Here is a 14,352-nt window from a genome sequence, read left to right as displayed (position 1 = left end):
GGTGCTGACGCTCAGTTAAGCGACACTTTTCGTACTTATAGCGCTAAGCATTGATGTCTTCTTGATAGTCGATGTTTATCACTGCAACATTGACAACGCTGAGTACTTGGGTCGTTGTCCAAACGTTCTTGCTCGATGACTTCTTCACAATCACTGCATAAACCATAAAGGCCTAGGTCAATTTGGCACAAAGCAGCATCTACTCTTTTTAATTGCTTCAATTGATTATTTAGTTCGGTGTATTGAAGCTTTAAGGCCTGATCGATCAACTGCTCATTACTCATTGCTTGCAACTTGTCTGCAGTTAATTTCATGCTGGATTTTTCTGAGGCAGTTAAAAATGAGATTATTTCAGACTTTAACTGCTCAAGTTGCTGTAATAATTGCAGCTGATAATCTCTAGTTTCCACGGTTAACCCCAAATAATAAAGTGAGTTAGCAGTATAAACAGTGGGCTGACTCTCGAGATATGATGTGAATCAAAACTAAAGCCTATAAACTTATAAGCCCCCATTTATTCACTATTTGTTGATCTAATACAAATAAATATTAATTCTATCAGTATTGGGTGGCTTGGTTGTGCTACAGATACTTGTGTTGGGCTTCAATGGCTTGAATGATTGAGGGGGTCTCCTTTAGGCTACGAATATCTCTAAATAGTTGATCGGCTTGTGGATAAAATCCGACTAAGTAGCGGAGCCATTGTTTTACCCGGCTTTGATAGTATTTAGATTTCTCGTGATTGATCTGGTGCTCAGAATATCGGAGCAATAAGGCGATTACACCCTGCCAGCTTAAGGGAAATTCTTCTCCACGTACTACCTTGGCTAAGTTTGGAATAGTGAGGGCCCCACGCCCAATCATCACATCATCGCAGCCACTGTGGTGTTGGCATTGCAAGTAACTTTCGCGGTCCCAAACTTCGCCATTGGCGATAATCGGGATTTGATAACGTTGTTTGAGTTGTTTTATATAGTGCCAGTGCGCGGGCGCTTTGTAACCGTCAAGTTTACTGCGAGCATGGATGGTGAGTTCATCGGCTCCAGCTTCTTGTACCGCTTGCACGATGTCGAAACAGTCACTTCTATCTTCCCAACCGAGTCGAATTTTAGCCGAAATGGTGTGTAGAGTGGGCACTGCCTGGCGGACCGCTCGTACCACGTCATAGATTGACTGGGGGGTTTTTAACATTGATGCACCACCGCAACTTCCCGTAACCGTTTTACTGGGGCAGCCAAAGTTTAGGTCTAAACCGTGTGAGCCTAACTCGATCGCCCGGCAGGCATTATCTGCCATCGGAGTGGGGTGTTGACCTAACAGTTGAACTCTTACTGGCGTTTGCTGGTCAATGTAACCATTGTCATAGAGCTCAGGACAATACTTATAAAAGACTTTGTCAGGTAATAGCATATTTGTAACGCGAATAAATTCGGTCACACACCAATCGTAGCCACCACAACTGGATAATAGTTGTCGCATTGACGCATCAGCGACACCTTCCATTGGGGCGAGAACTACACGCATATTTTACCTTCAGTCAAAAGCGCACAGTCTAGCGTTTCATAGGCCTTACGGCTACAGATATTAATGAGGGGTAAATGAGTCGATGACAGCTATTTCCATAATTTATTTGGGTGTTTAACGGCGTGTGATTCTAGTATAATTGATCTAGATCAAAGTTGTTTGAGTTTAATTTTTGGGAAAAGTGTTGATGGATCATCAATTTAAAGAAAGTTATAACGTATTCTATTTACTAGGTTTTGTGGTAGCTTTGTTGTTACCGACACTACCATTGAGTTTGTCTTTAATTAAAATATTTGGCTAATACTGCAGCAATTTTTGCGGTTTCTGTTCGTTGCTTTATCCTGTCAAATTGAGATAATTAAAAATTATAAATAGCGCCCACCATTGTTTGGGCGTTTTTTTTTGATAAATGGAATATAACATGAGCAGCATTAACCTCGACTATATTAAAGATGCAATTATTACCATACCTGATTACCCAAAAGAGGGGATCTTATTTCGGGATGTTACGAGTTTAATTGAAGATCCTAAAGCTTTTGCTCTGGTCATTGAATTATGGCATCAAGCTTTTAAAGATCTGGGTATCACCAAGGTGGTTGGTACTGAAGCACGCGGCTTTATTTTTGGCGCACCTCTCGCCTTAGCTCTTGGTGTTGGTTTTATTCCAGTACGTAAACCTGGAAAGTTGCCCCGAGCAGTGATTGGTGAAAGTTATGAGCTTGAATACGGCATGGACACGCTAGAGATCCATACCGATGCAATTGAACCCGGTGATAAGGTTTTATTAGTCGATGATCTGATAGCGACTGGTGGAACTGCTGAAGCCGCAGTAAAATTGATTCGGCGCTTAGGGGGAGAGATTAACTATGCGGCTTTTGTGATTAATTTGATAGACTTACCGGGATCGCAAAAGTTAACCACCCTTGGGGTAGAATCAACTTGCTTAGTTGAGTTTGAAGGCGAATAGGAAAGTATCATTCATGAAGTATCAAGCACTGGCAAGAAAATGGCGGCCGAAAACCTTTCAGCAGGTGGTTGCTCAACAGCATGTTCTCGCGGGCTTGATTAACTCTTTAGATCAGCAGCGTCTTCACCATGCCTATTTATTTAGTGGTACTCGTGGTGTGGGTAAAACGACTATTGCACGTTTGTTTGCCAAGAGTCTTAACTGTGAACTGGGCGTTTCATCTCAGCCTTGTGGACAATGTAGTAATTGCATCGAGGTTGACCAAGGTAACTTTGTCGACTTGTTAGAAATTGATGCGGCATCTCGGACCAAAGTTGAAGATACCCGCGAACTGTTGGACAACGTGCAATATAGCCCGGCGAAAGGTCGTTATAAGGTGTACTTGATTGATGAAGTGCACATGTTATCTCGACATAGCTTTAATGCTTTGTTGAAAACGCTGGAAGAGCCTCCGGAACACGTTAAATTTTTATTAGCAACCACCGATCCTCAGAAGTTGCCGGTGACCGTGTTATCTCGTTGCTTACAGTTTCACCTAAAAGCTTTGAGTGAACCGCAGATCGCGGGTCAATTAGCACATATCTTGGATGCGGAACAACGTGGTTATCAGCTACCAGCACTGAATGCACTCGCACATGCCGCCGATGGTAGTATGCGAGATGCTTTAAGTTTGACTGATCAGGCGCTGGCGCTTTGTGAGCAAACGCTTGAATATCAGCAAGTTCTAGATATGCTTGGGGTACTCGATCCCCATCAATTACGGCAGTTATTATGCCATGTAGTCGCGGGCCAAAGTGAATCGGCTTTCAATAAAATTGCTGAGTTGGCCAGCATGTCTCCCGACTATGAGCACTTACATCAACAACTTGCTGAATTAATTCATCATGTAGCTATGGCGCAGGTATTGCCTGCGAGTCAACAGGATGAAACGATTCAAATGTTGGCCGAACAGGTTGATGCGCAATTGTTACAGCTTTTGTATCAAATAGTGATTACTGGTAAACGGGATTTAGCCTACGCTCCTAATCCTCGAACTGGTTTTGAAATGAGTGTGTTACGGATGTTGGCTTTTCAACCTGCGGAGCAGGGGATTGCAGCGTCGCGAGAGCCTGTCGCACAAGGCCCCGATAATTCAGCGCTTGCTGATAGCAGTTTAGTCAAAGAGCAGCAGGAGATTTTGGCGCAGGCTGAACAACAAGGTTATCAATTACAGACTCCGGCGACTCAAAGCTCGGCGGTGAGTGAGCTTGCAACACCGATCACTGGTCAACCTCGAGTACAACAACGCGAACAAAGTATTGCGAAATTAAAGGCGCAACTGTCTAGTGATGCACCGAGTTCAAGCCCTCCAATAACGCAGCAGGCAATGCAGGTCGACTCGGTTTCTGAATCAAGTTCAAGTGTCAGCCCAGCGACTGACAAACAATCGCAACATTCAGCACCAGCTACCAATAATTCACTGTCAGAATCAACAAGTGCTGTTGTGAATAAGCCGACGGTTTTAGCAGCAGAGCCAAGCCAGTCAGCGGTACCGCTGACCGAGCAGCAACCGCCAGTGGATGATAGCTATTATGCGCAGTTAGCTGAAATGGATCAGCAACCAGCCGAGCCTGATCTGAATTATGCTGCCGAATATGCTCAGCCTCTTTCTGATGCTAGGCAAAGCAATCCAATAAATTCATCATCATCGACTCCGGTTGGTGCGGAAGACACCGCCTCGCTACTACAGTTACGCAGTCAATTACGCGGACGAGGCAAAACTGAAAAAAAGTCTGAAGAGGCGAGCGCCTCTCAGTCTGTAGCAGCCAGCTCGCCAGTGCCTCAACCCCTTCAAGCGTCTGAAACTGTGCAAGACGCTACCGCGCAAGTCCTAGAACAAACGGTCGCGCTTGCAGCTCAAGTTCCGGTGTTTATTGGCAGCAACGATGAAACTTGGGCCAATATGGTCAGCCAGATGAACTTAGGGCCCATTGCGCGTCAAATCGCGATAAATACTCTTTATTCACGAAACGAAAATGCTGTGCAACTATTGCTCAAGCCCGAGTTTAAAAATTTGCTGAAACCAAATTCTGTTGCAGAACTTAAGCAGCAGCTGAGTACCAGTTTGCAAGCACCGATAGAGTTGGTGATTAATATTGGAGAGGATGGTCAGCAACAGACCCCTCTTGAATTGCAACAGCAATTACACGCCCAAAATATCGAAGCGGCTACCCAGCGTTTACTCGCGGATCCTAACATTCAAATTTTACAACAACGTTTTGGCGCACAATTAGTCGGCGAAAGCGTTAAATACCACTGAACAACTTGATTTTCGACATTAATCTAGATGTAATGTCGAAGTTATAACTAACCGAAGAGAAGAGAACAGTTATGTTTAAAGGCGGAATGGGCAACCTTATGAAGCAAGCGCAGCAAATGCAAGATCGCATGCAGCGCGCTCAGGAAGAAATCGCCAAAATGGAAGTGACCGGTGAAGCTGGCGCGGGCCTAGTGAAAGTAGTTATGTTAGGTAACCATAATGTGCGTCGAGTGGAGATTGATGACAGCTTGATGGACGATGACAAAGATATGATCGAAGACTTGCTTGCAGCAGCTGTCAACGATGCGGTGCGCCGAGTAGAAGAAACCAGCAAAGACAAAATGGCTGAAGTGACCGGTGGCATGCAAATGCCACCTGGTATGAAAATGCCATTTTAATATTGCACAGCGAACCGATAAAAGGTCGCTTAGCGGCCTTTTTTGTGCAATAAACTGATTGCACGGTCTATTTTTAACGGGTATGAATATGAAAGTATGTGGCGTAGAAATAAAAAGTAATGAAGTAATTGTTAGCCTATTGAGCCTCGATGATGGCTTGTTTCTAATCCCTGATTGCCGTGCGCGACGATTAACACTGGCTAACATTAATAGCACCCAAGATCTTCGAGAGTTTCAATTTGCCTTTGCGAAGCTAATGAGTGATTATCAAGTAGAAGTTGTTGCAATTAAGCAACGGCCAATGAAAGGTAAGTTTGCTGGCGGCGCAGTTGGTTTTAAACTAGAAGCTGCGATTGAGTTGATTAGTGAGCTTAAAGTGGTGTTGATTTCGGCGACACAATCAAAACAGGTTCTTAAAGATAACCCAATGCCTGTAGATTTCTCCACTACGGGTCTTAAAGCCTTCCAAGAAATTGCTTTTACAACGGCTTATGTTGCTTGTATGGCTGAATAAAAATGAGTAATTTTTCACGATAAAAAAACCGATGCAAGCGCATCGGTTTTTGTTTGCCTTGAAGCAATTAAAGTCTAAAACAGCTTAGTAAGCTTCGTTGTGTACCGAGAGTACCGCACGACCTGAAGGATCGGCATTATTCGCGAAGCTTGCATCCCAAGCAATCGCTTCAGCCGTTGAACAGGCTACAGACTTACCATGGGGCACACATTCTGCTGCAGAGTCCTGTGGGAAGTGTTCTTCAAAGATACAACGGTAGAAGTAGGCTTCTTTAGTATCGGGTGTATTAATTGGAAAACGGAAGGCCGCATTCTCTAACTCTTTATCCGACACTTCTAACTCAACCAGCTCTTTTAAACTGTCAATCCAAGAGTAACCAACACCATCAGAGAACTGTTCTTTTTGACGCCAAGCGACTTCTGCGGGTAAATAACCTTCAAAAGCTTCACGTAGAATATGCTTCTCAATCTTGTCACCAGCACACATTTTGGCTTTTGGATTAATGCGCATTGCCACATCCATAAACTCTTTGTCTAGAAAGGGAACACGGCCTTCAATGCCCCAAGCGGCAAGAGACTTGTTGGCTCGGTTACAATCGAACATATGTAACTTTTCAAGTTTACGCAGCGTTTCCTCGTGGAACTCTTGGTCATTGGGCGCTTTATGGAAATACAGATAGCCACCGAAGATCTCGTCGGCACCTTCGCCAGACAATACCATTTTAATACCCATGGCTTTAATCTTACGTGCCATTAAGTACATTGGAGTTGATGCGCGAATAGTGGTGACATCATAAGTTTCTAGATGGTAGATAACGTCTTGTAGCGCATCGATACCTTCTTGAACCGTGAAATGAATTTCATGGTGAACGGTGCCTAAATGTGTGGCTACTTTTTGTGCGGCGATAAGATCGGGAGAACCGACAAGGCCAACCGCGAAGGAGTGTAGTTGTGGCCACCAAGCTTCAGAGTTATCGTTATCTTCAATACGCTTATCAGCGTACATTTTGGTAATCGCAGAGATAACCGAAGAATCCAGACCGCCAGAAAGTAATACGCCATATGGAACGTCACACATTAACTGGCGCTTCACCGCCGCTTCTAAGGCTACTTTTAGATCTTCTACACTGGCATCGTTGTTTTCTACATTGCTGTAGTCCATCCAGTCGCGTTTGTAGTATTTAACGGGCTCGCCGTTTTTGCTATACAAGTAATGGCCTGGAGGGAATTCGCTGACGGTTTTACAAATCGGTGTCAGTGCTTTCATTTCTGAGGCTACGTAAAAGTTACCGTGCTCGTCGTAGCCCGTATATAGGGGGATAATCCCAATATGATCGCGACCAATTAGGTAAGCGTCTTGTTCTGCATCATACAAACAAAAACCAAAGATACCGTTTAAGTCATCTAAAAACTCAACCCCTTTTTCTTTGTATAAGGCCAAAATGATTTCACAATCGGACTCGGTCTGAAATTCAAAATCGACATTGAGTTGAGTTTTAAGATCTTTGTGATTGTAGATCTCGCCATTAACGGCAAGCGCGTGAGTTTTCTCGGGATTGTAGAGAGGTTGTGCGCCAGTATTTACGTCAACAATAGATAAACGCTCATGCACTAAGATGGCATTTTTTGATGTGTAAATACCTGACCAGTCGGGGCCACGGTGGCGTAAACGTTTTGACATCTCAAGTGCTTGCTTACGCAATACACTGAGATCAGATTTTATATCTAGAACTCCAAATATGGAACACATACTCTTCCCTTAACTACTTTGTGTTTACCCTCGAGTGAATGGTGCTTCGCCATTTACTCAAATATTGCTCTCAATTTGCCAATATCAGAAATTATTGCAAGCCCTGAATCAGTTTTTTTGCTAAAAAAAGCCTGAAAACAACGAAATTGTAACAAACTGTCCGTTTTTACATATCTCTAGCTACTTTTTGGGTCTTGCTCTACTGATTTATTATCATTAATGAGTTGTGATTGAACGTGCTCTGCAAAGCCCGCTCCAGCTTCGTTATATAAGTTGAATACTTCATCGGCGCCGAGATGCTTTAGTTTTTCAGCATCGTCTGCAAACTGGGCTATTGCGGCAATTTTACCGGTAAAAGAGCCCTTTTTAAGTTGTTTTAATGCGTACTGATTCCCGTGGTGATGAGGCATTGCAAGAAGAACTAACTTTAAGTCTTGGGAGGGGGCTAATTTTTCCCAAAAGTCTGAATCGGTGGCGTCCCCTTGTATTACCGCGCGACCACTTTCGATTTGATGTTCAATTTTTTCCAAGTCGGTATCGATACCTAATACTAAATCAGGGTAGTGTTGTTGCAACATATCGTAGGCACCTTCACCAATCCGGCCCATGCCCAAGATGACCACTTGCATTTGACCAAGCTCAATCGGTTGGTCTTCTAAGTGCAATTTTGTGCGTTGTAGTCGTTTCAGACAAGGTCGAAATAGCTGATAGATAATATCAGCATTTTTATAAATTGGGGCCGCGATTAAGAAGCTCATGCTGACGGCCAAGGCGAGGGTTGCCATCCATGAACTATCTAACCATTGCTTGTGGACCGCCACGGCGATCACAATCAGGCCAAACTCGCTATAGTTTGCCAAACTCATTGCACCGAGAAACGAGGTTCGCGAGCGTAATCGAAATAGTAGTAAATATAGTAAATAAAACGCCGATTTTAATACCAGCATTAGCACGATAAATAATGCGATATAGAGGGATTCAAAACTAAGCTCACTGGATAGTCCAATTGATAAGAAAAACGCAACCAGAAACAGCTCTTTAAAGCTAAATAGTGCTTTCGCCATACCGCTGGCGGCTGGATGGCCAGCCAGTAACATGCCAATAATAAGAGCGCCTAAATCAGCTTTTAATCCGACGAGATCAAATAATTTAGCACCTAATACAAAGGTTAGAAAAAAACCAAGAACCAGCTGCAGCTCACCATGACCGACGCGATTGAGAAGTTTGTATAACACCGGCCGTAGTGGTAGCAGTAATAGTAATAGCGGTGCATACAAGGTTGGGACTTTACCGGTGGTAGCGGCCAAAAAAATCACCGCAAAGATATCCTGCATAATCAGAATACCAATCGCAACACGGCCGTAGAGTGCGTTCATTTCACTTTTGGCTTCCAGTACTTTCACCGCAAACACGGTACTGGAAAAACATAGCGCGAAAGCTAATACCAAAATACCAGTATTGGAGAGTTCACTAATACTCGTGATCCCGAGCCATTTTATAGCCGATAATAAGCCAACAAATATCGCGATATTACTTAGCATGTGAGCGCTTGCGGTGCCCCAAACTTCACGTCTGAAGAGAGTTTTAATATCGAGTTTGAGACCGACGGTAAAGAGTAGCAGAGTAACCCCTAAATCAGCACAGGTCGAAATGAGTTCATTTTGTTCAAAACCCATATTATGCAATATAAAACCAGCCGCCAAAAAACCAATTAGTGGTGGTAAATGTGCTAGGTGGGCGATAAAACCCGCCAAAAAAGTAATCGTGATAAGTAAAGAAATATCCATTTATACCTTAATTATCGTTTTATAGGATGTCGATGGCGGCAACGTTTGGGAAAATATAATTCGGTCTAAAGGGCACCACATCAATATCTTGCTCAGTGCTCACGCCCGATAAGACCAAAATCGTTTCGAGGCCAGCTTGAAACCCAGCCAAAATATCGGTACGTAAATTATCACCGATAATCATAGTTTCTTCAGCATGAGCGCCCATTTTATTTAAGGCTGCTCGAATAATCCAGGCACTGGGTTTACCCACAACAAAAGGCTGGCGTCCGGTCATGCGTTCAATGGGAGCACACAGCGCGCCACAGGCGGGTGTTAAATTGGGTCCATGGGTATCTGGATTGGTGGCGATAAACTGCGCGCCGTCGGCGACAAATTTGGCGGCATGTTGAATCATATTCCAATTGTAATTTTTGGTTTCACCGACCACTACGAAATCCGGATTGATATCGGTAATGGTAAAACCTGCACTATACAGTTCATGAATTAAGGCCCCTTCACCAACCACATAGGCTTTGTTACCTTCTTGTCTTTTCAAAAAGTCTGCGGTTGCCATCGCAGAGGTGTAAAAACAGTTCTCGGGTATTTCGACCCCTGCGGTTTGGAAACGGTTCTGTAAGTCTTGCGGAGTTTGCGCTGGATAGTTAGTTAAAATAACGAGTTTAGTTTTTTGTGCGAGTAAGCGTTCGATAAAGGCTTTCGCACCTTCGATTAGTTGGTTATCGTGCAGTAGTACACCATCAATGTCGCAAATAACTGCTTTGCTCATCATCATCTCTCATTAGCAATATTATCTATGATTCAGAGTAACTTAGGGGGCTAGCTTAGGGCTAGCTAAAAATCACTAATGTTAAATATTTGTGAGCTTATATTGGGCCAGTGTTTGCCGGGATAAGAGAGATGCGATAAATTCAAGCAACCCATCAGGGCTCTTATTTTGCAGAGCGTCTAGGAAAATAATCTTCTGTGGCTTAACAAAAGTGGCTCCGCCGCAACGTTTATTTAAGCTTACGTGGATTGAACAAGGTCTGACATTTTTAATTTGGGAGGCGAATCGATGTTGATGTAGCTTAAGTGCTGGCGGTGGGGCCGATCTTAAGTCACTTAGATATAACGATGTCTGTTTAAACAATACATACCAAACTTTAGCTACTCCAACTCCCACGCGATCAAAAGAGATGAAGAAAGATGATTTGCTTGAGAACTATCCTCTAAGCCATTGCTTGAACGATTGCTTGGAAGTTGACTCTCTAGTCGGGCCTTCGCTAGAGAAGCCGGGTTTTGGTTTGTAAGATTAATTGCGGTAAACAAGTTATTTCTCAATTGGATTCTGGTGAGAGACCCATGCTGCATTTATATTTTCAATAAAATCAATCAAATAAAACCAGTTTTTATTTAACTGCTTGATAGTTATTTAGGTGCTTAGCCGACAGATGTGAAACGGTTTGTTAGTTCACAGCTTGGAAAGATTTGTTAAGCTAGGCAAAAAGGAGTCATTAGATGTTGAATCGTTCTGAGTTGATTAAAAAAATCCCGAAAGTAGAGTTACACCTGCATATTGAAGGCAGTTTAGAACCAGAGCTGATGTTTGCCTTAGCCGAACGAAATAATATGCGCTTGCCCTATGCGTCGGTTGATGCCTTAAAGCAGGCATATAACTTTAATAATCTTCAAGAATTTCTCGATCTGTATTACCAAGGTGCTGATGTATTACAAACGGAGCAAGATTTTTTTGATTTGGCTTGGGCTTATTTCGAAACATGTCAGCGAGATAACGTGGCGCATTGCGAGGTGTTTTTCGATCCACAAACTCATACCGATAGGGGCGTTGATATCGGGACGGTGATTAACGGTTTGGTGGCAGCGAAGCTAGCGGCGGAGCAGCAGTTTGGTATTAGCTGTGAGTATATATTGTGTTTTCTACGTCATTTATCTGAAGAATCAGCCATTGCGACGCTAGAGGCGGCGAAACCATATCTTCAACATATTATTGGTGTCGGGCTGGACTCTAGTGAGCAAGGCCATCCTCCAGAAAAATTTAAAGGCGTATTTGCGCAAGCGAAGCAATTGGGCCTAAAGCGGGTAGCGCATGCGGGAGAAGAAGGGCCCGCGAGTAATGTTCAGGATGCTTGGCAGCTGCTGGATGTGTCGCGCATCGACCATGGGGTTCGCTGTTTAGAAGATGCTGAATTGGTTCAACAATTGGTTGAGGCGAAGATGCCATTAACGGTTTGCCCATTTAGCAACGTTAAATTAAAAGTTGTTGAAGCGCTGGCCGACCATCCTCTGCCTGAAATGCTTGAACTCGGTTTAGCGGTTACCATTAATTCCGACGACCCTGCTTATTTTGGCGGCTATTTGTTGGAAAATATGCAAGCTTGCGCTGAAACCTTTGATTGGAAGCAAGCTCAAATTACCCACCTTGCAAAAACGGCGGTGCAAGCGAGCTATGCTTCCCCAAGCCGTAAACTAGAATTAATGCAATTAATTGATAACTGCGTTGCAGAGTTTGCTTAGCCCACTTGAGTTTTCTGACTAGTCTTCACCATAGTATGAGAATGTGCTGATTGAATAAATAAGTGACAGAGGAGGGTGCCAATGTTTGTTGTATTGTTTCGTTGGAAACTAGATGAACAACATATTCAATCTTTCAAAGAGGGGTGGTCGGAAATTATTCATTTTAATGTCGATAAATGTGGTGCCTTGGGCTCGCGCTTACATAAGGCCTCTGATGGGACTTGGATCTCGTATTCGCAGTGGCCAAGTAAGGAGCATTGGTTGCGTTCCAAAGAATCAGAATCCTATGTTGTTAAGGCACGAGACAAGATGCGTGAAGCTATCTTGTGGCAGGATGAGCCTTTGCTGATGTCTCCACAATTAGACCATTTTGTTGCGATGGGTATTGAAACAAACCATGCCAAATTTTAGGCTGAGCCAATTTGCTGACTTGCTTTCGTTGCGAAGCAAAGTAAACTGACGCGCAGTATCGATTAGCTTCAGGGTTGCGCGAATAGCTATATGGCAAAGTTTGATTCACAAGCGTTTTTCATTTCTTTTTCTTGGTCTTGGTTAGCCCCAAAATATTGGGGCACTTGGCTGCTTGGCGGACTTATTTTATTGTTTGCCTTCGTCCCCGTTAAGTTACGAGACCGTTGCGCGATTGCCATCGCTAAACGCATTTTTAATTTAAAAGCCCTGAAAAAACGTCGTGCCATCGCTGACACCAATTTAGCGCTTTGTTTTCCTGATATGGACGCGCCAGCGCGCGAACAATTGATGGCAAAAAATGTGCAGATTTTTGCGCAATTGATTTTAGGTTTTGGTGAAATGAGCGTTCGCTCAAAGGCATATTTGCAAAATCGTATCGAGGTCGATGGCGAAGAACATATTCAAGCCTTGTTGGAGAATAATGAGCGCTTCATTGTTTTGTTACCGCATACTTACCCGGTAGATTTTTTAGGGACCTATTTTTGTACCCGCGGTCATCAGATGTGCACCATGTTTAAAAAAACGGGTGATCCCATTGTTGACTGGGTTATGACCAAACAACGGACTCGTTTTGGCGGCGTAATTTTTGAACGTGATGCCGGAATTAAAACCTTAATTAAAGCGGTACGTGCTGGTTACGGCTGTATTTACCTCCCCGATGAAGACTTTGGTCCAGACGCCAGCCTGATGACGCCATTATTTGCGACCCAAAAAGCTACGCTACCTGTACTTGGTAAAATGGCTAAGTTAAGTGGTGCTAAAGTGATACCGATTTATGCTGGTTATGATAGTGAACGACATAAGGTGAAACTTTATATTCATCCACCCATGCAAGATTATCCAAGCGCTGACGTGGCCGATGATACTTTACGGATGAATCAAGAAGTCGAGAAACTCATTCAACGCTCGCCAGAACAATATATGTGGAGCTTAAAGTTACTTCGTACTGTGGAAGGTAGTGATCAACCCAGGTATTAACCGTCGCGACTTTGTAGGGCTTGGCTTTTATAACGTCTTACCAGTACTACAAAGTCTTGCGCCTCACGGTCTAAAATACTCTGGTCGACTAATAGATCGTAGCCGGTTAATTCTCTGAGTTTTTTCATGCGATTGGCAAACATGCCAGTTAATCCAGTGTAAATCTTACCACTCGCCGATTTGTAGTAGTCATCTTCAATTAGATGCTCACTCACCTGGCTGTCTTGGCAATGGGCGCAGCTGCGTCGTAAAGACGCAAGGAGCGCGCTACGTTGTTCGGTGAGTAGGTGGGCGGCGAGGCGAGGCGATAAGGTATCCAGTAGATAGTCTGGGTCGGTTAGTCGCAATCCCACATAATTCATCTCTTGCCAATTGAGCCCATCGTGCAGTCGAGGGATATCGATCCGTTGTAACTTTCCCCAGGGAAGGCTCCATCCCCCGTAACGATGGTGAAATTGTAGGTGGTCGTAACATAATACCACTGAATACACGGGTTGAAATAGCTTCGCGAGACCCACTCGAATGCCCAAATAGGCAAGAAAAAACAACATAGATGCGATTAAGGAAACCAGCACGGCTGGTACATAAAGAGTGCCTATTGCCGCAAATACCAATAACGAACCCAATAAAATTAGCGCCTTAGCATTATGGCCTAACTTACTTTTTATTAAGATCGATTTAGGCATTCAAGTCACCAAATGAACAATTGTGTTTGTTTATATACGGACCGAACTTAAGCGCGGTTCATTGCAATAGGCTTCTTTAATAGGGCTCCAGTTGAGGCTAAGATTTTGCGGCTTGTTTCGCGTTAAAAATTGCCAGTTGTTCCTCGGTAGCCGGTTGTTGATGATGCTCTTTCCATTGAGCATAAGGCATGCCGTAGACTTTTTCTTGAGCGCTGGAATAATCGAGAGTCACGCCTTGTTCCTCGGCCGCCGCAACCATCCACTTGGCTAAGCAGTTGCGACAGAAATCGGCAAGATTCATTAACTCAATATTTTGAACTTCTTTATGCTGATCGAGATGAGTCAGTAGCTGACGAAAGGTGGCTGCTTCAATAGCTTGTTGTTTATCCATGATGTTATCCAAAAAATAAAAGTTAACAAAGTGTAAACGCAGTAGAGCAGTGAAGCAACGCTGCTCTACTT

At 43.7% G+C, this 14,352-nt stretch carries 14 protein-coding genes; 7 read left to right on the top strand and 7 right to left on the bottom strand.

The window, feature by feature from the left end; translation table 11 throughout:
• Nucleotides 1-35: 35 nt before the first annotated feature.
• Complete coding sequence (locus ACRRS0_RS12945; protein ID WP_432452775.1) at nt 36-410, bottom strand: TraR/DksA family transcriptional regulator; 375 nt, start codon at nt 408-410, stop codon at nt 36-38.
• Between the two features lie 172 nt (nt 411-582).
• Entirely contained in the window at nt 583-1,524 is a 942-nt protein-coding gene (locus tag ACRRS0_RS12940) for a tRNA-dihydrouridine synthase (RefSeq protein WP_432452776.1), read from the bottom strand.
• Nucleotides 1,525-1,945: 421 nt separating this feature from the next.
• On the opposite strand from ACRRS0_RS12940, the gene apt reads away from it, so the two are divergent.
• The 4 genes from apt (at nt 1,946) to ACRRS0_RS12920 (ending at nt 5,702) form a co-directional block, all read left to right on the top strand.
• Complete coding sequence (apt, locus tag ACRRS0_RS12935) at nt 1,946-2,491, top strand: adenine phosphoribosyltransferase (protein WP_432452777.1); 546 nt, start codon at nt 1,946-1,948, stop codon at nt 2,489-2,491.
• A gap of 13 nt (nt 2,492-2,504) precedes the next feature.
• Entirely contained in the window at nt 2,505-4,790 is a 2,286-nt protein-coding gene (dnaX, locus tag ACRRS0_RS12930) for a DNA polymerase III subunit gamma/tau (RefSeq protein WP_432452778.1), read from the top strand.
• Nucleotides 4,791-4,861: 71 nt separating this feature from the next.
• On the top strand, nt 4,862-5,188 hold the full coding sequence (locus tag ACRRS0_RS12925) for a YbaB/EbfC family nucleoid-associated protein (RefSeq protein ID WP_432452779.1): 327 nt from the start codon (nt 4,862-4,864) through the stop codon (nt 5,186-5,188).
• 88 nt (nt 5,189-5,276) lie between these two features.
• Entirely contained in the window at nt 5,277-5,702 is a 426-nt protein-coding gene (locus ACRRS0_RS12920) for a DUF3010 family protein (protein ID WP_432452780.1), read from the top strand.
• Between the two features lie 84 nt (nt 5,703-5,786).
• Here the strand turns inward: ACRRS0_RS12920 and asnB are convergent, their stop codons facing one another.
• The 3 genes from asnB to ACRRS0_RS12905 form a co-directional block, all read right to left on the bottom strand.
• Nucleotides 5,787-7,451, bottom strand: a complete 1,665-nt coding sequence (gene asnB, locus ACRRS0_RS12915; protein ID WP_432452781.1) for an asparagine synthase B — start codon at nt 7,449-7,451, stop codon at nt 5,787-5,789.
• Between the two features lie 176 nt (nt 7,452-7,627).
• Nucleotides 7,628-9,238 carry a cation:proton antiporter domain-containing protein gene (locus ACRRS0_RS12910; RefSeq protein WP_432452782.1) on the bottom strand — a complete coding sequence of 537 codons (1,611 nt, stop codon included), beginning with the start codon at nt 9,236-9,238 and terminating at the stop codon, nt 7,628-7,630.
• A gap of 19 nt (nt 9,239-9,257) precedes the next feature.
• On the bottom strand, nt 9,258-10,007 hold the full coding sequence (locus ACRRS0_RS12905; protein WP_432456174.1) for an HAD-IIA family hydrolase: 750 nt from the start codon (nt 10,005-10,007) through the stop codon (nt 9,258-9,260).
• A gap of 731 nt (nt 10,008-10,738) precedes the next feature.
• On the opposite strand from ACRRS0_RS12905, the gene ACRRS0_RS12900 reads away from it, so the two are divergent.
• From ACRRS0_RS12900 to lpxM, 3 genes are all read left to right on the top strand, one after another.
• A complete protein-coding gene (locus ACRRS0_RS12900; protein ID WP_432452783.1) occupies nt 10,739-11,755 on the top strand; it encodes an adenosine deaminase in 1,017 nt (338 codons plus the stop codon).
• Between the two features lie 81 nt (nt 11,756-11,836).
• Entirely contained in the window at nt 11,837-12,166 is a 330-nt protein-coding gene (locus ACRRS0_RS12895; RefSeq protein WP_432452784.1) for an antibiotic biosynthesis monooxygenase family protein, read from the top strand.
• A gap of 90 nt (nt 12,167-12,256) precedes the next feature.
• The gene (gene lpxM / locus ACRRS0_RS12890; protein ID WP_432452785.1) at nt 12,257-13,204 is read left to right on the top strand and encodes a lauroyl-Kdo(2)-lipid IV(A) myristoyltransferase; all 948 of its coding nucleotides are present in this window, start codon (nt 12,257-12,259) and stop codon (nt 13,202-13,204) included.
• Here lpxM and ACRRS0_RS12885 read toward each other — a convergent pair.
• Nucleotides 13,201-13,890: a DUF2982 domain-containing protein gene (locus ACRRS0_RS12885; RefSeq protein ID WP_432452786.1), complete on the bottom strand. Its 690-nt coding sequence runs from the start codon at nt 13,888-13,890 to the stop codon at nt 13,201-13,203. The genes lpxM and ACRRS0_RS12885 overlap by 4 nt on opposite strands.
• 97 nt (nt 13,891-13,987) lie before the next feature.
• Nucleotides 13,988-14,281 carry a DUF1244 domain-containing protein gene (locus ACRRS0_RS12880; protein WP_432452787.1) on the bottom strand — a complete coding sequence of 98 codons (294 nt, stop codon included), beginning with the start codon at nt 14,279-14,281 and terminating at the stop codon, nt 13,988-13,990.
• Nucleotides 14,282-14,352 lie beyond the last annotated feature (71 nt).

The sequence above is a fragment of the Agarivorans sp. QJM3NY_29 genome (assembly GCF_050870835.2).
Lineage (GTDB): Bacteria > Pseudomonadota > Gammaproteobacteria > Enterobacterales > Celerinatantimonadaceae > Agarivorans.
This window is presented reverse-complemented; position numbering and strand designations above follow the sequence as displayed.